Genomic DNA, 23,660 nt, shown 5'->3' with positions numbered 1-23,660 from the left:
GTCTTAAAAGCATTCCCATAAAGACCCTTACCGCCACCCAAAGGAGAGCGGCTGCACACAAACAAAAAAAAAGGGAAAGGCATCAGAATATCAGCGGGGCCCTGTACTCGCCCCAGACCTCGCGGAGGACGTCGGTGACCTCTCCGAGGGTGGCCAGATGGCGGTGGGCCTCGATGATGTAGGGCATGAGGTTCTCGTCCTCGGTTTCTGCCGCATTCCTGAGCTTATCGAGGGCCTCCTCGACCTTCTTGCCCTCCCTCTCGGAGCGGAGCTTCTTGAGCCTCTCGATCTGCTTCTCCCTGATGCTCGGGTCGACCTTGAGTATCTCGACGTCGAGCGGCTCGTCGACGATGAACTCGTTGACGCCGACGATGATGCGCTTCTTCTCCTCAACTTCCCTCTGGTACTTGTAGGCGCTCTCCGCTATCTCCTTCTGGATGTAGCCCCTCTCGATGGCCCTCATCATGCCGCCCATCTTCTGAATCTTCTCGATGTACTTGAGGGCCTCTTCGTAGATGTGGTCGGTGAGCCACTCGATGTAGTAGCTGCCTCCAAGCGGGTCTATCGTGTCAACGACGCCGCTCTCGTAGGCGATTATCTGCTGGGTCCTGAGGGCTATCCTGACGCTCTTCTCGGTCGGGAGGGAGAGGGCCTCATCGTAGGAGTTGGTGTGCAGGCTCTGGGTCCCACCGAGGACCGCCGCGAGGGCCTGAATCGCAACGCGGACTATGTTGTTCTCCGGCTGCTGGGCGGTGAGCGTTGAACCGGCCGTCTGGGTGTGGAAGCGCAGGAGCATTGAGCGCGGGTTCTTGGCGTTGAACCACTCCTTCATTATGTAGGCCCAGAGCCTCCTCGCTGCTCTAAATTTCGCAATCTCCTCGAGGAAGTTGTTGTGGGCGTTGAAGAAGAAGCTCAGCCTTCCGGCGAACTTGTCAACGTCCATGCCCCTGTCTATGACGGCCTTAACGTACTCGATACCGTCCGCCAAAGTGAACGCAACCTCCTGGACGGCGTTGGCACCGGCCTCGCGGATGTGGTAGCCGCTTATCGAAATCGGGTTCCACTTGGGGACGTTCTCGGCGCAGTACATGATGATGTCAGTGGTCAGCCTCATGCTCGGCTGCGGCGGGAAGATGTAGGTTCCCCTGGCTATGTACTCCTTCAGAATGTCGTTCTGGACCGTTCCGCGGAGCTGGTTCTGGGCAACGCCCTGCTCCTCGGCAACGAGGATGTACATGGCGAGGAGGTTAGCCGCCGTCGAGTTGATGGTCATCGAGGTTGAGACCTTGTCGAGCGGGATTCCGTCGAAGAGGACGCGCATGTCCCAGAGGGAGTCGATTGCGACACCGACCTTTCCGACCTCGCCCTCGCTCATCGGGTGGTCGGAGTCGTAGCCTATCTGGGTCGGCAGGTCGAAGGCGACGCTCAGGCCGGTCTGCCCCTGCTCGAGGAGGTACTTGTAGCGCCTGTTGCTCTCCTCAGCGGTTCCGAAACCGGCGTACTGCCTCATCGTCCAGAACCTGCCGCGGTACATGGTCGCATAGACACCGCGGGTGAACGGGTACTCGCCCGGGAAGCCGAGCTTCTCGAGGTAGTCCCATTCCTCGCCGAGGTCGGCGGGGGTGTATGTGCGCTTTATTTCAAAACCGTCGTCGGTCATGAACTTCTCCTTTCTCTCGGGCCTCTTCTCGATGAACTTTTTAACGGTCGTTTCGTCCCAGCGCTTTTCCTCCTCCCTAATCTTCGCGAGCTTCTCCTTATCGAAAGTCATGCCTACCACCTGCCCCTATTTGGGCGCCGGTCTATAAAAAGCTTTTACATAACTAAAGGTTGTGTTTGACATCGGATAAATTATCCATCACTCGGGGAAGTCGCGGCTTATGAGAACCTTCGGTTGAGATGATACACAACGTTCATCCTGCCGAAGAACTTGGTGGGCTTCTCACTCTTGAGAATGTAAATAGGCATCTGAATACCAAGAGGGATATCGAAACGAAGCTAAAAAGGGTTTCGGGGGCTTATGTTCAAATAATGATAATAGGAAAAGTCGGCCTCGACAGCTCGGCCCGCTTTGCATTCCAGAGCCACGCCCACACCGACCACTTTGTGAGCGGCGAGGTTATCTACTCCACCAGGGCGACCAAGTTCCTCAGCCACCTCCGAAAGGGCGGCTTCTACAGGGAAATCGAGTTCGGAAAGACCTTCTACCTCGGCGATTTCAAGGCGAAGCTCTATCCAGCCGGACACATGCTCGGCTCGGCCGGGATAAAGCTGTGGCTCGAAAACGGGACTCTGTTCTACACCGGCGACACCAAGTGGTTCAAGCTCAGAACAGCCGAGAAGAGCCGCTTCCCGAGGGCGGACTTCCTGGTCATCGAGGCCACCTTCGGCGTTCCGCACTTCACGTTTCCCACACCGAGGGAGGCCGAGAAGAAGCTGATCGCCTTCGTCGAGGAAGCCCTTGAGAGGGGCAAGAGACCGGTTCTCTACGTCAACCAGATGGGGAAAGCCCAGGAGGTCATGAAGATACTCGATCTTCACGGCTACACCGTCAAAGCATCGAGGGAGATGGTCAAGGTGGCGCGCGTTTATTCGAAGTTCGGCCTCTCCTTCGGCAACATCTCGGCCGATGGCGAGGTCGTCCTGCGTTCCTACCGCTCGCCCAGGGTTGAGAACTCCCTCTCCCCCTGGGAGCTTACGGTTTCCGGTTTTGGAACCCTCAAACTCAGCAACCACGCCGACTTCTGGGAGCTGATGAGGATCGTGGAGAGGGTAAACCCAGAGATGGTTTTCACGGTTTACGGCTTCGCCGAGGAGTTCGCAAGGATCCTCCGGGGACTCGGCTACGATGCCCGGCCCGTGTCTCAGAATTCCACCCTGGAGCCGGTGGGCATGATGACAAAAACCTGATTCCGACGAGGGCAAAAACTCAAACTTTTCCATTGAAATGTACATAAACAGACGAATCTTTCAAAAAGACGGCCGAAAAGCTAATATTTTTCAAAGTCGTAGGGTTTTAATGAAACCCACGGTGAGTGGGTGATAGCAGCACGCGGCAGTGCCCCGAGTCCGCCCTGAAATAGGTCGGTCGTGCCAATAAGCCAAAAGAGGTGGTAGCCAAGCGCCTCTTTCCTTCTTCTCTCATTTACTCTTAGGGGGTGAATCCGTGGAGGCTGTAACCAGACGAAGATTTCGCCCAAAGTGGATTACCGGGTTAAGGCCCAGGCTTGAGGATATATTGAATAAAGGCATCAGCAGGGGTTCTCTTCTCGGGAGGGGTCAGATAGTCAGCGATATGCTCGAGGTTACGGAGCTGGTCTTGGTGAACGAGTCCAGGGAAGTGGAGATCAGGATTGAAGGAAAGGAAGTGACGTTCGTGTACCCCCTCCGGGGAAACGAGAGCTTTGATGATGTGTACTACCCGCTTGTCCGCATGCTGAGCAACCTTTGATCTTTCCCATTCTCCGATTTTAGTCACCGATGCACATTAAAAGACGAAAAACTTTATAAACCTTGAGCTTTTAGTTACTACTGGTAACCAAAAGGTTGAGGGGGTGAGAGCATGGTCTGGAGGAGGGACCGCTACTGGGACCCCTTCGACCTGATGAGGGAGATTCAGGAGGAGATCGACGCCATCTTCAGGGACGTCATGCGCGGACCGAGGCTCTGGAGCGCCAGAGAACCGGAGCGCTACGAGTTCGTGGGCGAGACCTGGCGCGAGCCCTTCGTGGACATCTTCGACCGCGGCGACAGGTTCGTCATAACCGTCGAGCTCCCCGGCGTCAGGAAGGAGGACATCAAGCTCCGCGTTACCGAGGACACCGTCTACCTCGAGGCCCAGGTGAAGCGCGAGAAGGAGCTTGAGACCGAGGGCGCGATAAGGGTCGAGCGCTACTACAGCGGTTACAGGAGGGTCATCAGGCTCCCCGAGGAGGTCATCCCGGAGAAGACCAAGGCCCGCTACAACAACGGCGTCCTCGAGATAGAGATACCCAAGAAGGCCCCCAGGAAGGAAGAGGGCGAGGGCTTCGAGGTGAAGATAGAATAAGGCCTTTCAATTTTCCCGTTTTGGGTAAAATCAGACAACTCACGATCATCGGTCATGAAAAGTTTGGAGGTGGTGAAAGATGACCGAAAAGAGGGAAGTTAAGCTCAAGGTCGCCTCTGCTTACCAGAGGGACGTTGGGAGGGGAATAGTTAGAATAGACCGCAAGTCAATGCGCGAGATTGGCGTTCAGAGCGGCGACATCATCGAGATAATCGGAACCAAGAACACCGCCGCCGTCGTCTGGCCCGCTTATCCTGAGGACGAGGGTCTGGGCATCATCAGAATGGACGGAACCATAAGGAAGAACGCCGGCGTCGGCCTCGGTGACGAGGTTACGGTGAGAAAGGCCGAGGTTAAGGAGGCAAAGAAGGTCATCGTGGCCCCGACCGAGCCGATTCGCTTCGGCCACGACTTCGTTGAATGGTTCCACAGCAGGCTCGTCGGAAGGCCCGTTGTTAGAGGAGACTACATCAAGGTCGGCATCCTCGGCCAGGAGCTGACCTTCGTTGTCACCGCGACGACTCCGGCTGGAATAGTCCAGATAACCGAGTTCACCGAGTTCACGGTCAGCGAGAAGCCCGTTAAGGAGGTCAGCAAGACCGCTGCGCTCGGCGTCACCTACGAGGACATAGGTGGCCTCAAGGACGTCATCCAGAAGGTCAGGGAGATGATTGAGCTTCCGCTCAAGCACCCGGAGATATTCGAGAAGCTCGGCATCGAGCCGCCCAAGGGTGTCCTGCTCTACGGTCCGCCTGGAACCGGTAAAACCCTCCTGGCCAAGGCAGTAGCCAACGAAGCCAACGCGCACTTCATAGCCATCAACGGCCCCGAGATAATGAGCAAGTACTACGGCGAGAGCGAGGAGCGCCTTAGAGAGGTCTTCAAAGAAGCTGAAGAGAACGCGCCGGCGATAATCTTCATAGACGAGATCGACGCCATCGCTCCGAAGAGGGAGGAGACTCACGGCGAGGTCGAGAAGCGTGTCGTCAGCCAGCTGCTCACGCTCATGGACGGTCTCAAGAGCCGCGGAAAGGTCATAGTTATTGCCGCCACCAACCGGCCAGACGCCATAGACCCGGCCCTCAGGAGGCCAGGAAGGTTCGACCGCGAGCTCGAGGTCGGTGTTCCGGATAAGCAGGGCAGGAAGGAGATACTCCAGATACACACCAGGGGAATGCCCATCGAGCCCGAGTTCAGGAGGGGCAGGGTCATCGAGATACTCGAGGAGCTGGAGAGGAACGACGCCTACCGCGAGAGCGCCGAGAGGGCCCTGATGAAGGTCAAGAACGCGAAGGACGAGGAGATTCCGGAGATACTCAGAAGCATAGACGAGAAGCTCTACGACGAAGTTAAGGGTAGGCTCATCGATGGCCTGCTGGAGGAGCTGGCCGAGGTCACCCACGGATTCGTCGGTGCCGACTTGGCCGCCCTCGCCAGGGAGGCAGCTATGGCAGCCCTGAGGAGGCTCATCAAGGAGGGCAAGATAGACTTCGAGGCAGAGCACATACCCAAGGAAGTCCTCGAGGAGCTCAAGGTCACCAGAAGGGACTTCTACGAGGCCCTCAAGATGGTCGAGCCGTCAGCGCTGAGAGAGGTACTCCTGGAGGTTCCGAACGTCCACTGGGAGGACATAGGCGGCCTTGAGAACGTGAAGGAGGAACTCCGTGAGGCCGTCGAGTGGCCGCTCAAGTATCCTGAGGCCTTCATGGGGCTCGGAATCACCCCGCCGAAGGGAATACTCCTCTACGGTCCGCCCGGAACCGGTAAGACCCTCCTCGCAAAGGCGGTAGCGAACGAGAGTGAGGCCAACTTCATCGCCATCAAGGGTCCAGAGGTGCTGAGCAAGTGGGTGGGCGAGAGCGAGAAGAACATCAGGGAGATATTCAGGAAGGCCAGGCAGGCGGCTCCGACGGTGATATTCATAGACGAGATCGACGCCATCGCCCCGCGCAGGGGAACCGACGTGAACCACGTAACCGACAGGCTCATCAACCAGCTGCTCACCGAGATGGACGGAATCCAGGAGAACAGCGGAGTGGTCGTCATAGCGGCAACCAACAGGCCGGACATCATAGACCCCGCCCTGCTCAGGCCAGGAAGGTTCGACAGGCTCATACTCGTTCCAGCACCCGACGAGAAGGCCAGACTGGAGATATTCAAGGTGCACACCAGGAACGTGCCGCTCGCGGAGGACGTCAGGCTCGAAGAGCTGGCGAAGAGGACGGAAGGCTACACCGGAGCCGACATCGAGGCGGTGGTCAGGGAGGCCGCGATGCTGGCCATGCGCCGTGCACTGCAGGATGGCATCATAAGGCCCGGCATGAAGGCCGACGAGATAAGGCAGAGGGTCAAGGTAACGATGAAGGACTTCGAGGAGGCCATGGAGAAGATAGGCCCGAGCGTGGGCGAGGAGACCATGGAGTACTACAGGAAGATTCAGGAGCAGTTCAAGCAGTCGCGCGGTTGATGCCCAGCGTCCGCGCAGGAGGGGCTGACGCCCCAACCTTTTAACTTTTGAGGCCGACTCTTCTACGGTGGTTCCATGAACGTTAGAAGGCTTGAGGTTCTTTTCGCACTCACGCTGATTCTGATGATGTACATCTATCCGCTGGCCGTCGTAGGCCTCTGGCTCCTCATGGGAGAGCTTCCGGAGTACGGGGAGGCCATCAAAAGGTCGCTCATCGTTTTCATCGCTTCACTTCCCCTCTACGGGGCGAAGATAACCCTCGGAATCTCCGGATGGAGCAAAACTCTCGGGATAACCCCAATGGAAGCGAGCCCCGCGGTGATAAACACGGTCCATGCGGCCTTTCTGGCCCTGCAGTTTCTGAGCCTCTACTTCCTCTATCGCGCCATTTCCAGGATGTCCGACGACACCGGAGCGGAGATGCTGAAGACTGGCGGACTCATGCTCCTGGTTGCCATACCGCTCCACTTCGCCACGATAACCGCGTACTTCGTGGCAACGTGGATGGGGCTAATTCTGATAATCTACGGGCTTTAGCAGACGGTCGGTCCGCCCAATATCGGGAGGGGGTAGCTCAGGCCACCCACTCGAGCTCATAGCCCCTCGCTCGAAGCTTTTCCATCTCTTCCCGCGCTATCCTTTCAGCCTTCTTCATGTCGTTGGTGACGACTATCCTCTCCTTGGGGAGGGTGTTGTTCATGTAGTAGACGATTCTCACGAGCATGCCATCACCCCGGTATATCACTGTGGGTGATAGAAAAATTGGAAGGATTTAAAAACATTGTCGCACAGATTTCGACATCAAAGCACATAACAGTCCGGACCAAAATATACATTGGCGTGCATCATCGTCGCGATAGCCACAAGTGTCGCCCCGCCGCAGGGAGTGCCGGAAAGAATAATTTGGGGAAGAAGAATCACTCGATCTTCTCCAGCTCGAAGACCCTTGCGTCCTTCCGCTTCATTTCCCTTATCGCCATCCTCCTGGCTTCATCGGCGCTGTCGGCGTGGAGGATCATGGTTTCGCCGTGGTTTTCCCCACCGTGGAGTGTAAGGGCCCATTTCATCCTATCACCGGCAAAGACCTCTCGGCGCTCCAAAACTTATAAGGTTAACGGGAAATTTATTGACATGATGATGGTTATTCGCCGGGAAGATTTAAAGCGGATTATCAAAGCGGCGGAAAATTCGCGGATTGAAATATGTGGCATGCTCTTCGGCCGCAGGAACTGGGAGCGGATTGAAGTCGAGGAAGTCCGCTTCATCCCCAACAGGCTGAACTCGCCCACCGCCTTCGAGATGGAGCCCATCGAGATGGTCGAGGCCATAGACCGGGCCGAGGAACGGGGCCTTGAGGTTGTCGGAATCTTCCACTCCCACCTGAAGTGCCCGCCGAGGCCGAGCGGGAGGGACTTGAAGGGTATGAGGCTCTGGCCGGTCGTCTGGCTGATAGTCGACGAGAAGGGAAACTACGGGGCCTTTGTGCTGGAAGGGGACAGAATTCGGGAGGTAGGGGTTGAGGCCGTCTGATTTCAATCGTCCCTAATCACGATCTCTATCCTTCTCCCCTCCCGGTAGCCCTTCATCGCCGAGAGCATTCCCTTGATGGTCTTCTCAACCAGTTCCTGCACCCAGTCTTTCATCGGCAGTACCTGGCCGTCTATTCTAACGGTCACCTTCGGCTTCTGACTGAGAACCACACAGTCCTTGGTCGTCTTCTCGCCCCTCACTATCATCCTCGCCATCTCGGCGCACTCAAAGCCGCAGAGGCCGCAGTCTATGTTGGGGAGCATGAATGCCCTCGTCTCCACCAAATCAGCGAGCCTCTCCGGCTCCTCGGTGGAGTCTATGACAGGAAGGCCCTCAACCTCCTCCACGCCGGCAGAGGCTATAACGCCGCTCACCGCTATTGCGAGACCGTCGTTGAGCTCCCTCACGTCCTCCTCGTTCCTCGCGCATATCACCTTGGGGACGTGCTGAACCGATTTGAATCCCTCGAGCAGTAGGAAGTCGGCGGAAACCATCGAGAACAGTGCGTTGATGTCCTTGGCGTTGAAGAGGAGGGCATCTGTATCGTTCGCCCTGACAAGGACGGCATCGGCGACCTTTGAGAAGCGCCACGTATCGCTCCCTTCCCTGTCGAAGTCGGCGTGCATGCTCTTGGCTATGGCAACACGATAACCTCTCTCCTTGAGGACCCTCGCGACGGCCTCAACCGTCGTCGTTTTCCCGCTCTTCTTGAAGCCAACGAAGGCGATACCCCGCATTCCGATCCCTCACAGGAGCATTATCCAGTTGAGGTCGTCTATCTTCACCACGAGGGCCTTGGCCTTGTTTCCGGCTATGTCCACCACGTCCCTCAGGAGTATGACCTCCTCATCGAAGTCATCCAGGATTCCGGTGAAGGAGTGCTCGTTGCTAACAGCTAGGGCAACCCTCTTCCCCTTCCATGTCTCAAGGGTCTTGTCGAGCAGGTACTGCTTCTCGCCCATGCGCTCACCTCCAGAAACCAAAAACCTATAAGGCTTTTAACCGTTTCCGGTTCGGTGATAGAATGAGGTTCGTCACGAAGAGTGAATCCGTAAAGAAATCGTTTTTGGAAGACCTGAGACGGGAAGGCATCAAGTTCGAGCTTCATGAGAGACTCGGATACGAGGCGTTCGTGGGATACCTGCTCGAGGGAACCCTCGAGGAGATAAGCGCGCAGATAGACGTCATAGAGGGGGCCGACAGGGAGGCCCTCAGGGAGGGCTTCGTTTCGTTCAAGGAGAGCCTCAACCACATACTGGAGCACATCAAGGTCGGCGAGAGGTTCGAGACCCTCCTCCAGGAGGGGCCGTGGGTGGCTGAGCTCCTCGACCAGCTCACGAGGAACGGCGCCATAGACTACAGCGACGGCGTCATCAAGCTGAGGGAGGGCGTTGACGTCACGAAGCTCCGCTTCGAGTTCAAGTTCCCCTTCAACCTCGTTCACAGCCCCGAGAGCGCCGAGAGGATAGCCAAGCAGTTCGCCTTCACCGACCTCACCATGGAGTACGAGTTCGAGATACTCGAGCTGGACATAGCCAAGATAAACACCCTCGGAAAGATAGCGTCGCGCTACTTCCCCGAGGACTACCTTCTGAGGGTTTACTTCGCGCTTATAGGCCGCTCGATTCTCTCGGGGGAGATACTCAAGTCCCTCGGCAACGAGAAGGTTCCTGAGGAAGACCTGGTCAAGGCGTTCATGAGGGCCTCCCCCATCTCGATACCCACCGAGAAGGGAACCCTCGTCATCAACTACTCCCCAAGGGCCGTCGAGGAGGTCCTCCGCTTCCTCAAGAGGGCCGGTTACATCGAGATAAAAGCCGGAAAGGTCAAGAAGCTCAAGGACCTAGTCTAATAAACTTCCGCTTTCTATGTTCTATTTTTGAATTCTCGATAATCGCCCACCCGTGGGAACAAACGTTTATAAGTTGGTTCAATATAATAACCAAAATGGTGGTGTTATGGTTCAACCAGATGACCTAATTGTGGAGCACCTAACGAGCACCCCCACCCTGCTCACCCCCTACAACAAGCCCCATAAGAGACACCTCTACAACTGGCTGTACTCAAAGGTTGGGAGGTACCTGAAGGGTGGAAACCCCGATACAATCCTTCTGCTCGGAATCAGGGGAGTTGGAAAAACGACTCTGCTCGCCCAGCTGTACTTTGAAGCCCTGAAAGAGGTCGGCCCCAACGGGGTTCTCTACCTCTCCCTCGACCGGCTGAGGGCCCTCGGCCTAGAGCTGCTGGAGGTGGTTGAGGCGTACAAGCGACTGGTAAGGCCCGAGAAGGCGGTACTTCTCCTCGACGAGGTTCAGTACGAGAAGGATTGGGATTTGAAGATCAAGCTCCTCCACGACGAACGTAGGTTCTTCATAATGGCAACGGGTTCTTCGGCGATAAAGCTCAGGGAAAGCCCGGATCTCGCGAGAAGGGCCCTTCACAGGGAGCTCTTTCCCATGACCTTTAGGGAGTACCACCACCTCAAAACGGGCCGGGAACTGCCGGAACTCATGGGGAGAATCATGAGGGGAGAAGAAATCTCGATGCCCCCCGTGATGGCGGACGTCGAGACCTACGTCAGGGCCGGCGCGATGCCGCTCGCCCTCGGAATGGAAGAATGGGAGGTTTACGAACGATTGACGGCGATGCTCGACCGCGTTGTCTACCGCGACCTGCGGGAGGTTCACGAGTTCGACGCCGAAACTCTCGACCGGGCCTTCGACCTGCTCCACCTTCTCGCGACCCCGAAGGGCGAGCGCTTCAGCTACGAGAGGCTGTCAAAAACCCTCGGGCTGGCCAAGGGGACCGTTATGAAGCTGGTCGATGCCCTGGAGAAGGCCAGCCTCGTGCAGAGGATTCCACCCTGCGGTTCTCCCGCGAAGGCCATCCGGAAAAGCCCCAAAATCAAGTTCCTCGCGGTTCCGATCAAGTCGGCCCTGCTCTTCAGCTCGGGCTTCAACCTCAACAGAAAGGAGGTCTTCGCTTCTCTGCTCGAAGACGTCGTGGCGTTCTACCTGTTCCTCCTCTCAAAATCGGGAAACGGCCGGCTGTGCTACGAGCCCGGCAGGGGCGGAGCGGACTTCGTCCTTGAGCTGAACGGGGAAAGGGCTGTCGTCGAGGTCGGTCTCGGCAAGCTTCGGAAGGACCAGGTGGAGAGGAGCATGGAACGCCTGGGGGCAGAGAGGGGAATCGTGCTGGGTGAGAAATACGAGATAAGTGAAAGGGTGGCGTTTTACCCCTGGAAGGTCTTTGTGGCCGGGTTCTGACCGAGGATTACCTCATTTCAAAGGGTCAGATAATCAATCCTCGCCTTCCCATTCTTCTCCAGCCATTTCAGCAGTTCCTTCGCGAACTCGAACTTCTTCCTCTTGCTCTCCCATATCGGGGCGTGCTCCCTCAACCCGGGCTTGCTCCACCTCCCCACGGTTTCGCCGAAGTCGAAGCCGACCAGAACTATCTCCCTCGCGCCCAGCTCCTCGGCCAGAAAAGCGGCCCTGTCTCCGTCGGTAAAGCCGCCGAAGTTGTAAACGATGTCCAGCGGTTCCGTCTGGGTCGTCCCGAGTATCCTTGAGAAGAGGGGTACATATGACGTCAGCTTATCGACGTTGTCCCCGTGGGCGTGGACGACGAGGAATGACCCCCTATCGTTGGCGAGCTTTATGTCGGGAATCCTGCCATCAAGGTCGGAGACGATGATGTCCGGCATCATATTCTGCCCTAGGAGTGCGGAGGTTGCCCCATCGGCGGCTATCAACGTCCCATCTGAAAAATCAAACTCCCCGAGGGCATCCTCCAGGCTGGGCCCGCAGCCGAAGACGTAGGCCTTTCTCCCGACGACGGCCGCCAGCTCGTCCCACAGGATGTATTCATCCTCCTCGAGGAGGAGCGCCCTGAGGAGCTGGGCGGCCCTTCTATCAGCCTCAATCGAGTACCCCATCTCCCGAACGATGCGGAGGTAGAGGGGCTTCCATTCTTCCCAGTCCATGGGGGGAAATTGGGTGGAGCATATATCAACTTTGCCCCGGGCTCATGTGTGGACTTCGTCGGTCCAATAATGAACACTACGAAAGATTTAAATGCATGAATGCGCGTAAATATTCATCGGTGACACCTTATGCGACGGCAGTACGCGACATTGGCTCTGGTGTTTTTGGTTGTTTTTTCTGTAGTGGCCAGCGGATGTATAAGCGGCGGTGGCGGAGAGGAAGAGACAGCGACGATAGTGATGGGCGTTACTGACAAGGTGACTGACCTTGACCCCTCGAACGCCTACGACTTCTACACCTGGGAGGTTCTCAACAACGTCATGGAGGGCCTGGTGAAATACAAGCCGGGAACCCTCGAAATCGAGCCGGCTCTGGCAGAGAGCTGGGAGGTCAACGAGGACTCGACCGTTTGGACCTTCCACCTGAGGAAGGACCTTAAATTCGCGGACGGAACTCCCTTAACCGCAAAGGACGTCGTCAGGAGCATCGAGAGGGTAATGACCATCCAGGGCGACCCGTCCTGGCTCGTTACGGACTTTGTTGACAAGGTTGAAGCGAAGGACGACTACACGGTTGTCTTCTACCTCAAGCAGCCAACCGCATACTTCCTGGCCCTCCTCACGACCCCGCCGTACTTCCCGGTCCACCCCGACTACGCCCCGGACCAGATACAGAGCGACCAGACTGCAGGCGGTGCCGGCCCCTACAAGATAACCAAGTGGGTGCGCGATGAAGAGCTCGTTCTCGAGGCCAACCCGAACTACTACGGCGAGAAGCCCAAGACCGAGAAGATAATCATCAAGTTCTACCGCGACGCCTCGACCATGCGCCTCGCCCTCCAGAACGGCGAGATAGACATCGCCTGGAGGACTCTCAGGCCCAGCGACATAGACAGCCTGAAGAAGGACGAGAACTTCAACGTCATAGAGGTTCCGGGCGGATTCATCCGCTACATCTGCCTCAACACCAAGAACGACCCGACGAGCAACGTCAAGGTCAGGCAGGCGCTCGCGGCGGCCGTTGACAGGCCGGAGATAGCCCAGAAGGTCTTCATGGGAACCGTTGAGCCCCTCTACAGCCTTGTCCCGAACGGAATGTGGAGCCACAAGGACGTCTTCAAGGACAAGTACGGCGACGGCAACATGGAGAAGGCCAAGGCGCTCCTCAGCGAAGCCGGCTACTCCGAGAGCAACCCGCTGGAGATACAGCTCTGGTACACGCCGACCCACTACGGCGACACCGAGGCTGACCTCGCCCAGATGCTCAAGGAGCAGTGGGAGAAGACCGGAATGATAAAGGTCACCATCAAGAGCGCCGAATGGGGAACCTACACCGACTACGCCAGGAACGGCCAGATGCAGGTCTATCTGCTCGGCTGGTACCCGGACTACCTTGACCCGGACGACTACACCACCCCGTTCCTCAAGAGCACCGCCAACAGCTGGGCCGGAACCGGCTACGCCAACCCGACGATGGACGACCTCCTGAGCCAGGCCCAGAGGCTCAGCGACCAGAACGAGAGGACGAAGCTCTACGAGCAGGTCCAGGACATACTCGCCCAGGACGTTCCCTACATACCGCTGATACAGGGCAAGCTCTTCGTGGTGACCCAGAAGAACGTCAAGGGAGTAACCATCGGGCCGGACATGATATTCCGCTACTCGACCCTCTACAAGGAGTGATTTCCTTCTTTCACTCCTTTTTGTCTCAATTAACGAAGGGGTGATAACGTGGCCAGGGGACTCGGTCAGTACATAATAATCAGGGCGCTCATGATAATTCCGACGATCCTAATCCTCTACACCCTCGTGTTCTTCTTCCTGAGAATCCTCCCCGGAAACCCCGTTATGGCAGTCGTGGGAACGAAGAACATTCCCCCGGAGCAGCTGGAGCACCTCATGCAGATGGCTGGGCTCGACAAGCCCCTCTACGTCCAGTACTTCGACTACCTCAAGGGCGTCCTCCACGGTGATTTCGGGGTTACGCTGGCTTTTCCAATGGGGAAGCCCGTGTGGGACTACATAGCCCAGCGCTTCCCGGCAACGCTTGAGCTCGCCCTCTGGGCCTTCACCGTCAGCGTGCTCCTGGGCCTCCTTACCGGAGTGATAGGGGCCACCCGGAAGGGAACGAAGACGGACACTGCCATGAGGGTCTACAGCATAATCGCTTACACTCTCTTCATACCCTGGTTCGGCATGATGCTCCAGTACCTCTTCGGCATCCACCTCCACTGGCTGCCCACCTCGGGCAGGCTCGATCCGGGGGTCAACCTCCACACGGTGACCGGCCTCTACGTCCTCGACAGCATTCTGACGGGCAACTGGGAGGCCTTCGTGAGCTCCGTCAGACACCTCATCCTCCCGGCGTTGACGCTGGGAATCGTCCTCAGCGGAGCGTACACGAGGCTGGTGAGGAACAACATGGTTGACGTCCTCAGCCAGGACTTCATAAGGGCCTACTACGCCAGGGGTGTTGCCGACAGAAAGGTCATGTGGTACGCGCTGAAGAACGCCTTCATACCCGTCGTTACCCTAATGGGACTCCAGTTCGCCATACTCCTCGGAGGCGCGGTTCTTACCGAGACGACCTTCAGCTGGCCGGGAATGGGAACGTTCCTTGTGGACAGGATAGACTACCGCGACTACAACGCCATCCAGGGTGCCGTGATATTCTTCGCCTTCTTCGTCGGCATCATCAGCCTCATAGTGGACATAGTCTATGCACTGCTCGACCCGAGGGTGAAGTACTGAGGTGGTCAAGATGGAGATAGTAGGAAAACTTACCGAGTTCGTCTTCGGGAAGAAACCCGGCAGGGGCATGCTCATCTTCGGCATAATCATCGTCCTCATCGTGGTCATAATGGCGATCTTCGCCCCCTGGATAGCCCCCTATGACCCGACTCAGAGCAGCGACGACGTCTTCGCCCCGCCCAGCCCGGACCACCTCATGGGAACCAACAGGCTCGGCCAGGACATGTTCTCAAGGATAGTCTGGGGCTCAAGGGTCGTCCTCTACGTCGTATTCATAGCGACGCTGCTCTCGATGGCGATAGGAATTCCCCTCGGACTGCTCTCCGGCTACCACGGTGGAAAAATCGACAGAACGCTGAGCGTGATAATGGACAGCATCTACGCGTTCCCCGCTTTGATCCTCGCGATGGTCATCGCGGTGGTTCTGGGCCCGAGTCCGATAAACACGGCCATAGCGATAAGCTTCGTCTACGTGCCGACCTACTTCAGGATGGTTCGCGGGCAGACCCTCAGCTTCACCGGCCAGCTCTTCGTTGAGGCGGCCCACGCGATAGGCGCAAGGGACAAGGAGGTCATGTTCAAGTACATCCTGCCCAACCTCGCGCCGACCATACTGGTAGTCTTCACCCTCAGCGTCGCGGATGCCATACTGACGGAGGCCGGCCTGAGCTTCCTGGGACTGTCTGTAACGCCGCCGACGCCCGACTGGGGATACGACCTGCGCGTCGGCCAGCCATTCCTGCTCGACGGCTACTGGTGGCTGGTCTTCTTCCCGGGAATAATGATAATGCTCCTGGCCATGGCCTTCGCGCTGATAGGAGAGGCCCTCAGCGAGAGGCTCTCCCTTGGAACGAGGTGATGTGAATGCTGCTCGAAGTCAAGAACCTGAGCATCTACTACTACACCCTCGCTGGAGTCGTCAAAGGGGCCGAGAACGTGACGTTCAGCATAGGCAGGGGAGAGTGGGTCACCTTCGTCGGGGAGAGCGGAAGCGGAAAATCCACGGTCGCTCACGCGATAATGAACATCGTCCCGTCGCCGGGGAAGATAGTCTCGGGCGAGGTCATCTTCGAGGGAAAGGACCTGCTGAAGATAGGCAAGGAGGAGCTTAGGAAGATCCGCGGAAAGGACATCAGCATGATATTCCAGGACCCAATGACCAGCCTCGACCCCCTCAGGAAAGTCGGCGACCAGATGGTCGAGGTCATGACCGTCCACGGCGTCCCGGAGGATGAAGCGCGGGAGAGGGCGAAGGAGCTCCTCGAGAAGGTCAACCTCCCGCCCGACAGGCTCGACTACTACCCCCACCAGCTCAGCGGCGGCCAGAGGCAGAGGATAAGCATAGCGATGGCGATGGCCTTCAACCCGAAGCTCCTCATCGCGGACGAACCGACGACCGCTCTGGACGTTATCGTGCAGGACTCCATAATGGACCTCATAGACGCCCTCAAGGCCGAGGGAACGAGCATCTACTTCGTTACCCACGACATCTCGCTTGCAGCCGAGAGGAGCGACAAGATAGCCGTCATGTACGCGGGGAAGCTCGTCGAGTTCGGAACCGTTGAGCAGATAGTCGAGAACCCGCTCCATCCGTACACGAAGGCGCTCATCGAGGCGGTTCCAGACCTCTGGAAGGAGAGCGAGGTCAGGGCGATTCCTGGATACCCACCCGACCTGAGGAGCCCGCCTCCGGGCTGCCGGTTCCACCCAAGGTGCCCGGTTTTCAAGGAGCGCTCGACGCTTAAGGGCCTCTGCGACGCGGTCGAGCCCGAGATGATAGAGTACGAGAAGGGCCACTTCGTGGCCTGCCATCTCTACGGGGGTGCGGGGGAATGAGCGAGCCACTGCTTCGCGTTGAGAACCTGAAGAAGTACTTCCCTATAAGGAGGAACATACTCGAGGTGCTCAGGAAGGAACAGGTGCGCTACGTCAGGGCCGTTGACGGCATCAGTTTCGAGATAGACAGGGGCGAGGTTCTGGCACTCATCGGCGAGAGCGGCTGCGGTAAAACGACCGCCGGAAGGACCGTTTTGAGGCTTATAGAGCCCACGGAGGGTAAGATAATCTTCGACGGAACGGATATAACGGAGCTCTCCCGCGAGGAGATGAGGCCCTTCAGGCGGAGGATGCAGATAATCTTTCAGGACCCCTACGCCAGCCTAAGCCCCAGGATGAAGATCGGCGATGCGATAGCCCATCCGCTCCTCGTCCATGGGATAGCCGAGAAGGAGGAGGCGAAGGAGATAGCCCTCAGAATGCTGAAGCGCGTCGGCCTGACCCCTGAGGATGAGTTCTACGACAGGTATCCCCACCATCTAAGCGGCGGCCAGAGGCAGCGCGTCGTGATAGCCAGGGCGATGGTCCTGAAGCCGGAGTTCGTGGTGGCGGACGAAGCGGTCTCGATGATAGACGTCTCCATGCGCGCCTCGATCCTCGAGCTCCTTGAAAGCTTCGAGAGGGAGTACAACCTCAGCCAGCTCTTCATAACCCACGACATAGCGGTCGGCAAGCTCATAGCGGACAGGATAGCGGTGATGTACCTCGGCAAGATAGTCGAGATCGGCCCGACCGAGGAGGTTCTCAAGAACCCCGCCCACCCGTACACAAGAGCCCTCATAGAGGCAGTTCCCTCAATAGAGCGCAGGAAAAAGGAGAAAAAGTTCAAGATAACGGGAGAAGTCCCCAACGCGGCGAACCTGCCAAGGGGATGCCGCTTCCACCCGAGGTGCCCGCTCGCCAGCGAGGTCTGCATAGCCCACGAGCCGGAGCTGGTGGAGATAAGCCACAATCACTTCGTGGCCTGCCACCACCCTCTTCACTAGCCTTCTTTTCTTAATTTCCGGTCTATTTTCAGCATCTCCATCCACTGCCTTCCCGGCCAGTAGATTTGACCGCAGTTCTCGCAGACGTAGAACTCGTCATAGCGCTCGTAAACGCTCTCCGGGACTCTATCCTTAACCTCTTCCTTCGAAACGGGCCTTATCAGCCCGTTGCATTTGGGACAGCGTGCGTTGGCCGGAAAAAGCTCCCTGAACTCCAGGCCAAAACGCATGAGCTCCTCGACCTGCCCCTCAAGGGAGTTCGAGGAGAGGAGGATAACACCCACACCCCGCTTTTCGGCCCTCCCGGCGAGGCCGGAGTCGCGGGTGAGTATCACCCTGCCCTCTCTGAGGGCAGCGCGGATTATCTCATCGTCGTCCTCAACGCCGTAGAGCGTATCGTAGCCGTACAGCCGGAGCCACCTCGCGAGACGGCCGAGCATCATGTCCGCTATGAACCTCATGTTCAGGAGTTGGCGGCAATCCTTATAAGGGAACTATTTCACAGCCATGAAATAGGTGGTGGGTTTGATAGTCTACTTCATCGGCACCGGTGGGAGCGAGGGAATTCCGGCGCACCTCTGCACCTGTCCGACATGCAGCGAGGCGAGGAAGTTCGGCTTCGCCCAGAGGAGGCCCTCAACGCTGGCCATCATAACCGAAACGGGAAAAGCCGTTCTCTTCGACGTTGGAACCGACATAAGGGACTTCCTGAACGTTCCGCTGGAGGCGATTTTCCTCACGCACTGGCACCACGACCACATCTACGGCCTCTACAAGCTCAGATGGATGGCCTTAGAAACGCCGCTCTACGCGCCGGAGGGACATGCCGATGCTCTAATTCTCCGTGAGCCCAAGAACCTCCAGCCGAAGACGATAAAGCCGGGCGACACCGTTGAAATAGACACCCTTAAAATCACGGCGCTCCGCCTGAACCACCAAGTCGAGACCCTCGGGTACCTCATCGAGGAGGATGGAAAGAGCATTGCTCTCCTCTACGATACCAAAGGCCTCCCAACGGAGACGTGGGAGTTCCTCGGGGAGGAGGCACCCCTCAGGCTGGCGATAGTTGACGCGACCTATCCCCCAGGGACCGACGACCCGTATCACAACAACGTTGATGAGGCAGCCGAGATAGGGCTTAAGCTTGCGGAGAGGACCGTCCTCAGCCACATCTCCCATAAGAACCTGCCATTCCTAGAGCTGACGGACTACGTGAGGAGGAAGTGGGGGAACAGAGTTCTCGTAGCTTACGATGGGATGGTGTTCTACGTCTAAACGTTTTTATCCGTTCTCGCCCAAAAGAAACCGGTGATGCCATGCGCGTTCTCGAGCTGGCGAAGAGGAGGAAGACCGTGAGGGAATTCCTTCCTGACAGGCCCCCGAAGGAGGACGTGATGAAGGCCATCAAGGCGGCAAAGGAAGCGCCGAGCGGCATGAACGCCCAGCCCTGGAAGTTCGTGGTTGTGGACGACGACTGGCTCAAGGGGAAGATACGGGAGCTCTGCGAGGGCGAAGAGGAAAAGTTCTACTCCAGAACCAAGGGCGACCTGATGGCATGGCTCAACGCCAGGGGCTTTAAGCCGGAGAAGCCGTTTCTCAGCGAGGCGCCCTACCTGATACTCGTCTTCGGCCACACGAAGGCACCTTACTGGCTCCAATCAACATGGATAGCGGTCGGCTACCTTCTCCTTGCACTTGAAGAGCTCGGCCTCGGGACGGTAACCTACACTCCGCCCAACCCGAAGCCCGTCGAGGAGCTTTTGAATGCTCCAAAGGACTACAAGCTCCAGACGATACTGCCGGTTGGCTATCCCGCAGACCCGAAGCCGAAGTACGAGAGGAGAAGGCTCGAAGAGGTGGTGAGCTTCAACGGCTTCTGAGGAGCCTTTCCAGCTCCTTCAGAACACCCATCTGCTCCTCCACCTCAACCGCGCCGGGCCGTACCCCACGAACCCTTTTTAGGGCTTCCCTCAGGGGGAGCCTCCTGGAGTACATCACCCAGGCAACGGCAACCGTTCCGCTCCTCCCGAAGCCGCCCATGCAGTGAATCAGAACCTTCTTGCCCTCCGCAACCCTCGCCCCAATCCAGCGGAGGATTTCGAGGAGCTGATCAAGAGCAGGGGCCGAAAAATCCCGAACGGGGCTGTGGAGAACCTCAACGTTTCGTTTCTGCCACTCGCTTAAGCTGTAGGGAAGCTCAAACTCCTCAACGAGCACAACCACCGCATCGAAGGTTTCGGCAACTTCGTCTATTTCACTCCTCGCCGGCATCCTCGAGAAGGCAACGTTATCGTCTATGAACTTGGCCGAGCGCCACATGCTACCACACCTTCGTTCCCGCTGGAACCTCCTCCGGAACGGGCAGGAGGTAAACCCTCCCGTCCTCGTTTTCCGACACTATAAGCATGCCCTCGCTCTTCACACCGGAGAACTCCTTCGGCTTCAGGTTGAGGACGAAGATGAACTTCTTGCCCTCAAGCTCCTCCGGACTGTACTGGTCGGCTATGCCCGTTATTATCGTCCTCCGCTCGGTTCCAAAGTCAACGTCGAGCTTTATCAGCTTCCTCGTTCGTTTCAGCTTCTCGGCCTTCCTTACAAGGCCGACGCGGAGGTCAAACTTCCAGAATTCGGAAACGTCATAGAGCTCCATGGAATCACCGGATAATCTTTGGTAGGGCTGGGCTTAAGGGTTTCGGAGCTCAGACCTCTACAACCAGAATCTCATCTCCCCTCGATGACGCCAGAAGCTTCCCATCGGAGTCAAAGAACCACGCGCCGCCGAAGCTGTCCCAGTGGCTGAAGCTGTTTACTATGAACGTTCTGACCCCAAGGAGGGCAACTCGCCTTCCCATGTCGGCCACCTCCTCCTCGAGGTTGAACTCACCCCACGGCGAGCGATCCATTGGCGTGAAGACGAAGTCCGGCCTTTTCCGTCTGATCCACTTCGCTATCCGCTTGTTGTACAGGTCGCCGCAGATGATTATCGCGACCTTTCCGAACTCGGTTCTTGCCGCCTTTACGGTGTTGCCGGTGCAGAACTTCATCGGCTCCTGGAACTTGCGGTGCTTGAGGAGAACTTCGCCGTTCCGACCGATGAGCAGGGCGGAGTTGTAGACACAGTTCTTGTAGGGTTCAAGGAGGCCGAAGACGATATAAACGCCCGCCTCCTTGGCAAGCTTGCTCACCCTCCCGACTATCTCGTCGTAGAGCCCCGCCCCGCTAAAGTCCCACTCGGCAAAGCCCGTCAGGCAGTATTCAGGAAAGGCGACGAGGTCAGGCTCATGTTGCAGGGCCTCACTGAACCTCCGTTCGAACTCCTGCCAGTTGGCCTCAAAATCTCTGACCTCAACTCGCATCGGTATCAGAGCTACTCTCATTCTTCAGCCTCCTGATGGCTGAAATCAAAGCAAGGACAGCGAAGAGTAGGAACAGGCGAACGTCCCACTGTCCGAGTTTCTCCATTAGTAGGAAGGCAAAGACCAGAGCGAACACGACTGAAACCATTCCCTCCAACCAAGCTAGCCCCGCACGCTCCGAAATGTAGAGTGCGAGAAGGTATAGAAAGACAAGGACAAGGTAAACCTGCCCCAGAAGTAGAGCGGGTGCAAAGAAAAGGGCTATCGCAATCACTGCAAAAATCACTGCCACGTCATCCTGCAAGGGAACCACCGGATAACATTGAGGGACAACCTTAAAAACCTTTTCTAGTAGTAATTTGGGGATGTAGAATGAGAACCTACTCCTTCGGCGTTGAAACAGTTCCGGTTGCTGCGGCTAAAGACCTCCTAATCGGAAGCGTCCATGATGGAAGGAACTACAAAATCATGCTCGCGAGGCTCGACGGTGAGGAAATAACCGAGACCCGCTTTTTAGCGGGAGAGAACGACTGGGAGGGACACAGCGCGCTCAATCTCGACGACGGCTACCTGATAGGCGGGGCGGTTGAAGGGGTTGCAACACCCGAGGGTGGCGAGGGCTGGAAGGCATATCTGGCGAGGCTCGATGAGAGCTTAAATCCACTCTGGGAGCTGAAGCTCAACGTTAGAAACAACGGGGCGGTCTATTCGATCCTCCCTGAGGGAGATGGATTCTTCATCGCAGGAGAAACCGGAAGGCCAGGCGACAAGGGGTTCCTCATCGGAAAGGTTTCCCCCGAGGGAGAGATCCTCTGGCTGAGGGACTTCGGGAGCTGGGAGGATGCCGTCTTCACGGCCCTGCTCCCGTCGGAAAACGGTCCAGTGACCATCGGAAGTGTCAAAGAAGAAAGGTGGACGGTCAGGGCCTTCGAGTTTACCAAAGACGGCGAGCCGCTCGGCGAAAAGGTTCTCGCCGGGGGAATAGCACTGAACGCCTGCCGCTGGAATGAGAAGCTCGTGCTGGCGGGCTACCAGGGGAAAAACTTCTGGGTTCAGGTTGGTGGCCAGGAAATCGAGCTTGGCGAGGGGAGCGCCACCTCACTCCTGTCCGCAGGCAATAGGCTCCTCGTTGGGGGCGAGCTTGAAGGAAAGGCCGTTGTGGTCGAGATTTCCGGGGGAGGAGAGCCGGAGGTAAGGGAGCTATGGGAAAACGGCTGGGTCGAGGTTCTGAGGGGAGGTATCGCCATCGGTGTGAGGGAAGGGGAGAAAATCGAGATGGTGATTCGGTCAATCGAGGGCTGAATACCGCGTTTTCTAGTTTATTCTGTTTAACAAAACACTGAGATCCGGGTCGGCCTAAGTCTGAGGCCTGCAGGAACGTCTTTAGTACCTCTTTTCATTGCATAATCCAACAACGAAATAGCGTAAAGCTTTAAAAGAATGTCCCGTTGTAATCAATGATGGGAATGAAGAAACCCATAGCCTTTGCCCTCGCGTGGTTCCTCTTCGTTATCTGGGGCCTTGAGATTGGAGTAGCGTGGGTCTTTAAATCGATCACCGGCTCTTGGATTTCCCAGAGCTCGACAATGTATCTATCAAAGGTGTGGGCTATAAATCTCTCGAGGTTTTTGATAATGTTCGCTATGCTCAGATGGCTTGATATGGATTTCAGTGACCTCGGAAAAGGGAGATTCGAGAAAAAGGAACTAACGTATTCACTTGCTATCGTCCTTTTCTTCCTTGCCGTTGAGGTGGCCTACCTTGGAGACGGCTATTCACTTCAGATTCTCAGGGAATTTCGGTATCACCTTGGAATATCCCCCAATGAGTGGCTTGCCGTTGCCTCTTTGATCTCCGAGTACATCTACTACTTCCTCGAAATTTTGGCAGTCAATCTCCTGTACGCTGGAGCGGTGAAACTGGGTGGCGAAAGACTGGCGGTCATTTTACCTGCCCCCCTCTGGGGCCTTGCCCATGTCCTCAACGTTATAGTTGTTCCGCATACCCAGGCGCTCCTTCTTGGGATTTATATGGCAACGTTTGCTCTGCTCACGTATTTCGTTGCCCGGAGGACTAAAAATCTCAAAGTTCCGATTTTCGTGTGGTTGCTCAGTATGATCCTGTGAGGTGATGCCCATGCGCCCGATAATCTTGAAGGGTAAAAAGGTCTCCCTGGCGATTCTTCTCAAGGAAGACCTCGGCAAAAGCTGGGAGTGGTTCAACGACAGGAGTACCGTTAGGGGCCTCTTTAACTCGGCCCACTTCACCCTGCCCGAAGAAGAGGAGGAGTTCTACGAGGAGCTGAAGAAGAACAGGGAGAAAAGTCCCACTTTCGCGGTGATAGAAAATGAGGGCGGAAAGCTCGTGGGCATAGCCGGCTTCAACTGGATTAACTGGCAGGCAAGGTGGGGGGAGATACTCTACTACCTTTCACCGGAAGAGAGGGGAAAGGGCTACGGGACGGAGACGGTGAGGCTCCTCTGTGATTACGCCTTTGCTCATCTCAACCTCCACAAGGTCTGGGCGAAGGTCCATGAGGACAATCTGCCCTCCATACGCGTCCTTGAAAAGAACGGGTTCTCTTTGAGCGGACGGTTCAGAGAGCACGTCTGGAGTAATGGGCGATACCTCGACGAGCTTATCTACGAGAGGTTTAGAGAGCAATGAACGACCCGCTAAAACAACTTTGAAGGGAAAAGCA

29 protein-coding genes are annotated in these 23,660 nt (G+C 56.9%); 18 read left to right on the top strand and 11 right to left on the bottom strand.

Annotated elements, in window-relative coordinates; all coding sequences use genetic code 11:
* Nucleotides 1-82 precede the first annotated feature (82 nt).
* The gene (locus GQS_RS09985; RefSeq protein ID WP_014013569.1) at nt 83-1,771 is read right to left on the bottom strand and encodes a methylmalonyl-CoA mutase; all 1,689 of its coding nucleotides are present in this window, start codon (nt 1,769-1,771) and stop codon (nt 83-85) included.
* A 260-nt stretch (nt 1,772-2,031) separates the two neighbouring features.
* On the opposite strand from GQS_RS09985, the gene GQS_RS09980 reads away from it, so the two are divergent.
* From GQS_RS09980 to GQS_RS09960, 5 genes are all read left to right on the top strand, one after another.
* Nucleotides 2,032-2,910 (top strand): MBL fold metallo-hydrolase, encoded by an 879-nt coding sequence (locus GQS_RS09980; protein ID WP_014013568.1) that lies wholly within the window; start codon nt 2,032-2,034, stop codon nt 2,908-2,910.
* A 256-nt stretch (nt 2,911-3,166) separates the two neighbouring features.
* The gene (locus GQS_RS10920) at nt 3,167-3,451 is read left to right on the top strand and encodes a hypothetical protein (protein ID WP_048056583.1); all 285 of its coding nucleotides are present in this window, start codon (nt 3,167-3,169) and stop codon (nt 3,449-3,451) included.
* A 111-nt stretch (nt 3,452-3,562) separates the two neighbouring features.
* On the top strand, nt 3,563-4,048 hold the full coding sequence (locus GQS_RS09970) for an Hsp20/alpha crystallin family protein (protein ID WP_014013566.1): 486 nt from the start codon (nt 3,563-3,565) through the stop codon (nt 4,046-4,048).
* 79 nt (nt 4,049-4,127) lie between these two features.
* Nucleotides 4,128-6,515 (top strand): CDC48 family AAA ATPase, encoded by a 2,388-nt coding sequence (locus tag GQS_RS09965; protein WP_014013565.1) that lies wholly within the window; start codon nt 4,128-4,130, stop codon nt 6,513-6,515.
* Nucleotides 6,516-6,590: 75 nt separating this feature from the next.
* The gene (locus tag GQS_RS09960; protein ID WP_014013564.1) at nt 6,591-7,052 is read left to right on the top strand and encodes a hypothetical protein; all 462 of its coding nucleotides are present in this window, start codon (nt 6,591-6,593) and stop codon (nt 7,050-7,052) included.
* A 37-nt stretch (nt 7,053-7,089) separates the two neighbouring features.
* Here GQS_RS09960 and GQS_RS11025 read toward each other — a convergent pair whose 3' ends face one another.
* Nucleotides 7,090-7,239, bottom strand: coding sequence for a hypothetical protein (locus GQS_RS11025; protein WP_014013563.1), 150 nt, complete (start codon nt 7,237-7,239; stop codon nt 7,090-7,092).
* Nucleotides 7,240-7,432: 193 nt separating this feature from the next.
* Nucleotides 7,433-7,582, bottom strand: a complete 150-nt coding sequence (locus GQS_RS11020) for a hypothetical protein (protein ID WP_014013562.1) — start codon at nt 7,580-7,582, stop codon at nt 7,433-7,435.
* A gap of 64 nt (nt 7,583-7,646) precedes the next feature.
* On the opposite strand from GQS_RS11020, the gene GQS_RS09955 reads away from it, so the two are divergent.
* Nucleotides 7,647-8,045: a M67 family metallopeptidase gene (locus GQS_RS09955; protein WP_048056582.1), complete on the top strand. Its 399-nt coding sequence runs from the start codon at nt 7,647-7,649 to the stop codon at nt 8,043-8,045.
* Nucleotides 8,046-8,047: 2 nt separating this feature from the next.
* Here GQS_RS09955 and mobB read toward each other — a convergent pair whose 3' ends face one another.
* Together mobB and GQS_RS09945 are read right to left on the bottom strand one after the other, a co-directional pair.
* On the bottom strand, nt 8,048-8,782 hold the full coding sequence (mobB, locus tag GQS_RS09950; protein WP_014013560.1) for a molybdopterin-guanine dinucleotide biosynthesis protein B: 735 nt from the start codon (nt 8,780-8,782) through the stop codon (nt 8,048-8,050).
* A gap of 9 nt (nt 8,783-8,791) precedes the next feature.
* Nucleotides 8,792-9,007, bottom strand: coding sequence for an LSm family protein (locus tag GQS_RS09945; protein ID WP_014013559.1), 216 nt, complete (start codon nt 9,005-9,007; stop codon nt 8,792-8,794).
* A 62-nt stretch (nt 9,008-9,069) separates the two neighbouring features.
* Here GQS_RS09945 and GQS_RS09940 point away from each other — a divergent pair, with 62 nt between their 5' ends.
* Together GQS_RS09940 and GQS_RS09935 are read left to right on the top strand one after the other, a co-directional pair.
* Nucleotides 9,070-9,897, top strand: coding sequence for a hypothetical protein (locus GQS_RS09940; RefSeq protein ID WP_014013558.1), 828 nt, complete (start codon nt 9,070-9,072; stop codon nt 9,895-9,897).
* Nucleotides 9,898-10,003: 106 nt separating this feature from the next.
* The gene (locus GQS_RS09935) at nt 10,004-11,311 is read left to right on the top strand and encodes an ATP-binding protein (protein ID WP_014013557.1); all 1,308 of its coding nucleotides are present in this window, start codon (nt 10,004-10,006) and stop codon (nt 11,309-11,311) included.
* Between the two features lie 17 nt (nt 11,312-11,328).
* Here the strand turns inward: GQS_RS09935 and GQS_RS09930 are convergent, their stop codons facing one another.
* On the bottom strand, nt 11,329-12,030 hold the full coding sequence (locus GQS_RS09930; protein WP_014013556.1) for a 6-hydroxymethylpterin diphosphokinase MptE-like protein: 702 nt from the start codon (nt 12,028-12,030) through the stop codon (nt 11,329-11,331).
* A 129-nt stretch (nt 12,031-12,159) separates the two neighbouring features.
* Here GQS_RS09930 and GQS_RS09925 point away from each other — a divergent pair, with 129 nt between their 5' ends.
* The 5 genes from GQS_RS09925 to GQS_RS09905 are packed head-to-tail and all read left to right on the top strand — an operon-like array spanning nt 12,160 to nt 17,603.
* Nucleotides 12,160-13,713, top strand: a complete 1,554-nt coding sequence (locus GQS_RS09925; protein ID WP_048056581.1) for an ABC transporter substrate-binding protein — start codon at nt 12,160-12,162, stop codon at nt 13,711-13,713.
* A gap of 48 nt (nt 13,714-13,761) precedes the next feature.
* Entirely contained in the window at nt 13,762-14,781 is a 1,020-nt protein-coding gene (locus GQS_RS09920; protein ID WP_014013554.1) for an ABC transporter permease, read from the top strand.
* Nucleotides 14,782-14,791: 10 nt separating this feature from the next.
* The gene (locus tag GQS_RS09915; RefSeq protein ID WP_014013553.1) at nt 14,792-15,640 is read left to right on the top strand and encodes an ABC transporter permease; all 849 of its coding nucleotides are present in this window, start codon (nt 14,792-14,794) and stop codon (nt 15,638-15,640) included.
* A gap of 5 nt (nt 15,641-15,645) precedes the next feature.
* Nucleotides 15,646-16,617 carry an ABC transporter ATP-binding protein gene (locus GQS_RS09910; RefSeq protein ID WP_014013552.1) on the top strand — a complete coding sequence of 324 codons (972 nt, stop codon included), beginning with the start codon at nt 15,646-15,648 and terminating at the stop codon, nt 16,615-16,617.
* Nucleotides 16,614-17,603 (top strand): ABC transporter ATP-binding protein, encoded by a 990-nt coding sequence (locus tag GQS_RS09905; RefSeq protein WP_014013551.1) that lies wholly within the window; start codon nt 16,614-16,616, stop codon nt 17,601-17,603. The genes GQS_RS09910 and GQS_RS09905 overlap by 4 nt, the downstream gene beginning before the upstream one ends.
* Here the strand turns inward: GQS_RS09905 and GQS_RS09900 are convergent.
* Entirely contained in the window at nt 17,600-18,064 is a 465-nt protein-coding gene (locus tag GQS_RS09900) for a Mut7-C RNAse domain-containing protein (RefSeq protein WP_014013550.1), read from the bottom strand. The two genes, GQS_RS09905 and GQS_RS09900, sit on opposite strands and share 4 nt — an antisense overlap.
* A 64-nt stretch (nt 18,065-18,128) precedes the next feature.
* Between GQS_RS09900 and GQS_RS09895 the strand changes: the two genes are divergently transcribed.
* Together GQS_RS09895 and GQS_RS09890 are read left to right on the top strand one after the other, a co-directional pair.
* The gene (locus tag GQS_RS09895; protein ID WP_014013549.1) at nt 18,129-18,878 is read left to right on the top strand and encodes an MBL fold metallo-hydrolase; all 750 of its coding nucleotides are present in this window, start codon (nt 18,129-18,131) and stop codon (nt 18,876-18,878) included.
* Nucleotides 18,879-18,919: 41 nt separating this feature from the next.
* Nucleotides 18,920-19,483 (top strand): nitroreductase family protein, encoded by a 564-nt coding sequence (locus GQS_RS09890; protein ID WP_014013548.1) that lies wholly within the window; start codon nt 18,920-18,922, stop codon nt 19,481-19,483.
* Here the strand turns inward: GQS_RS09890 and GQS_RS09885 are convergent.
* Genes GQS_RS09885 through GQS_RS09870 form a run of 4 tightly spaced genes read right to left on the bottom strand, consistent with a single transcriptional unit; the run spans nt 19,470 to nt 21,272 of the window.
* On the bottom strand, nt 19,470-19,922 hold the full coding sequence (locus GQS_RS09885) for a dual specificity protein phosphatase family protein (protein ID WP_014013547.1): 453 nt from the start codon (nt 19,920-19,922) through the stop codon (nt 19,470-19,472). The genes GQS_RS09890 and GQS_RS09885 overlap by 14 nt on opposite strands.
* 1 nt (nt 19,923) lies before the next feature.
* Nucleotides 19,924-20,253, bottom strand: coding sequence for a methionine--tRNA ligase subunit beta (gene metG / locus GQS_RS09880; protein WP_048056580.1), 330 nt, complete (start codon nt 20,251-20,253; stop codon nt 19,924-19,926).
* Nucleotides 20,254-20,302: 49 nt separating this feature from the next.
* Nucleotides 20,303-20,980 (bottom strand): carbon-nitrogen hydrolase family protein, encoded by a 678-nt coding sequence (locus tag GQS_RS09875; protein WP_048056579.1) that lies wholly within the window; start codon nt 20,978-20,980, stop codon nt 20,303-20,305.
* Complete coding sequence (locus GQS_RS09870; RefSeq protein ID WP_238515769.1) at nt 20,949-21,272, bottom strand: hypothetical protein; 324 nt, start codon at nt 21,270-21,272, stop codon at nt 20,949-20,951. Before GQS_RS09870 ends, GQS_RS09875 begins: the two co-directional genes overlap by 32 nt.
* Nucleotides 21,273-21,331: 59 nt before the next feature.
* Between GQS_RS09870 and GQS_RS09865 the strand changes: the two genes are divergently transcribed.
* The 3 genes from GQS_RS09865 (at nt 21,332) to GQS_RS09855 (ending at nt 23,626) form a co-directional block, all read left to right on the top strand.
* Entirely contained in the window at nt 21,332-22,261 is a 930-nt protein-coding gene (locus GQS_RS09865) for a hypothetical protein (protein WP_014013544.1), read from the top strand.
* Nucleotides 22,262-22,419: 158 nt separating this feature from the next.
* On the top strand, nt 22,420-23,085 hold the full coding sequence (locus tag GQS_RS09860; protein WP_238515767.1) for a hypothetical protein: 666 nt from the start codon (nt 22,420-22,422) through the stop codon (nt 23,083-23,085).
* A gap of 4 nt (nt 23,086-23,089) precedes the next feature.
* Nucleotides 23,090-23,626, top strand: a complete 537-nt coding sequence (locus tag GQS_RS09855; RefSeq protein ID WP_238515765.1) for a GNAT family N-acetyltransferase — start codon at nt 23,090-23,092, stop codon at nt 23,624-23,626.
* Nucleotides 23,627-23,660 lie beyond the last annotated feature (34 nt).

This window comes from Thermococcus sp. 4557 (genome assembly GCF_000221185.1).
GTDB lineage: Archaea > Methanobacteriota_B > Thermococci > Thermococcales > Thermococcaceae > Thermococcus.
The sequence above is the reverse complement of the archived record's forward strand: the minus strand, read 5'-3'. Positions and strand labels throughout refer to the sequence as shown.

What these genes read in the sequence shown, in the direction of transcription:
- GQS_RS09965 (WP_014013565.1), top strand. Translation starts at nt 4,128, where the DNA reads ATGACCGAAAAGAGGGAAGTTAAGCTCAAGGTCGCCTCTGCTTACCAG.
- GQS_RS09945 (WP_014013559.1), bottom strand. Translation starts at nt 9,007, where the DNA reads ATGGGCGAGAAGCAGTACCTGCTCGACAAGACCCTTGAGACATGGAAG.
- GQS_RS09930 (WP_014013556.1), bottom strand. Translation starts at nt 12,030, where the DNA reads ATGGACTGGGAAGAATGGAAGCCCCTCTACCTCCGCATCGTTCGGGAG.
- GQS_RS09980 (WP_014013568.1), top strand. Translation starts at nt 2,032, where the DNA reads ATGATAATAGGAAAAGTCGGCCTCGACAGCTCGGCCCGCTTTGCATTC.
- GQS_RS09890 (WP_014013548.1), top strand. Translation starts at nt 18,920, where the DNA reads ATGCGCGTTCTCGAGCTGGCGAAGAGGAGGAAGACCGTGAGGGAATTC.
- GQS_RS09860 (WP_238515767.1), top strand. Translation starts at nt 22,420, where the DNA reads ATGGGAATGAAGAAACCCATAGCCTTTGCCCTCGCGTGGTTCCTCTTC.
- GQS_RS09885 (WP_014013547.1), bottom strand. Translation starts at nt 19,922, where the DNA reads ATGTGGCGCTCGGCCAAGTTCATAGACGATAACGTTGCCTTCTCGAGG.
- GQS_RS09940 (WP_014013558.1), top strand. Translation starts at nt 9,070, where the DNA reads ATGAGGTTCGTCACGAAGAGTGAATCCGTAAAGAAATCGTTTTTGGAA.
- GQS_RS09905 (WP_014013551.1), top strand. Translation starts at nt 16,614, where the DNA reads ATGAGCGAGCCACTGCTTCGCGTTGAGAACCTGAAGAAGTACTTCCCT.
- GQS_RS09910 (WP_014013552.1), top strand. Translation starts at nt 15,646, where the DNA reads ATGCTGCTCGAAGTCAAGAACCTGAGCATCTACTACTACACCCTCGCT.
- GQS_RS09970 (WP_014013566.1), top strand. Translation starts at nt 3,563, where the DNA reads ATGGTCTGGAGGAGGGACCGCTACTGGGACCCCTTCGACCTGATGAGG.
- mobB (WP_014013560.1), bottom strand. Translation starts at nt 8,782, where the DNA reads ATGCGGGGTATCGCCTTCGTTGGCTTCAAGAAGAGCGGGAAAACGACG.
- GQS_RS09855 (WP_238515765.1), top strand. Translation starts at nt 23,090, where the DNA reads ATGCCCATGCGCCCGATAATCTTGAAGGGTAAAAAGGTCTCCCTGGCG.
- GQS_RS09985 (WP_014013569.1), bottom strand. Translation starts at nt 1,771, where the DNA reads ATGACTTTCGATAAGGAGAAGCTCGCGAAGATTAGGGAGGAGGAAAAG.
- metG (WP_048056580.1), bottom strand. Translation starts at nt 20,253, where the DNA reads ATGGAGCTCTATGACGTTTCCGAATTCTGGAAGTTTGACCTCCGCGTC.
- GQS_RS09925 (WP_048056581.1), top strand. Translation starts at nt 12,160, where the DNA reads ATGCGACGGCAGTACGCGACATTGGCTCTGGTGTTTTTGGTTGTTTTT.
- GQS_RS11025 (WP_014013563.1), bottom strand. Translation starts at nt 7,239, where the DNA reads ATGCTCGTGAGAATCGTCTACTACATGAACAACACCCTCCCCAAGGAG.
- GQS_RS11020 (WP_014013562.1), bottom strand. Translation starts at nt 7,582, where the DNA reads ATGAAATGGGCCCTTACACTCCACGGTGGGGAAAACCACGGCGAAACC.
- GQS_RS09900 (WP_014013550.1), bottom strand. Translation starts at nt 18,064, where the DNA reads ATGAGGTTCATAGCGGACATGATGCTCGGCCGTCTCGCGAGGTGGCTC.
- GQS_RS09955 (WP_048056582.1), top strand. Translation starts at nt 7,647, where the DNA reads ATGATGATGGTTATTCGCCGGGAAGATTTAAAGCGGATTATCAAAGCG.
- GQS_RS09960 (WP_014013564.1), top strand. Translation starts at nt 6,591, where the DNA reads ATGAACGTTAGAAGGCTTGAGGTTCTTTTCGCACTCACGCTGATTCTG.
- GQS_RS09915 (WP_014013553.1), top strand. Translation starts at nt 14,792, where the DNA reads ATGGAGATAGTAGGAAAACTTACCGAGTTCGTCTTCGGGAAGAAACCC.
- GQS_RS09865 (WP_014013544.1), top strand. Translation starts at nt 21,332, where the DNA reads ATGAGAACCTACTCCTTCGGCGTTGAAACAGTTCCGGTTGCTGCGGCT.
- GQS_RS09935 (WP_014013557.1), top strand. Translation starts at nt 10,004, where the DNA reads ATGGTTCAACCAGATGACCTAATTGTGGAGCACCTAACGAGCACCCCC.
- GQS_RS09875 (WP_048056579.1), bottom strand. Translation starts at nt 20,980, where the DNA reads ATGAGAGTAGCTCTGATACCGATGCGAGTTGAGGTCAGAGATTTTGAG.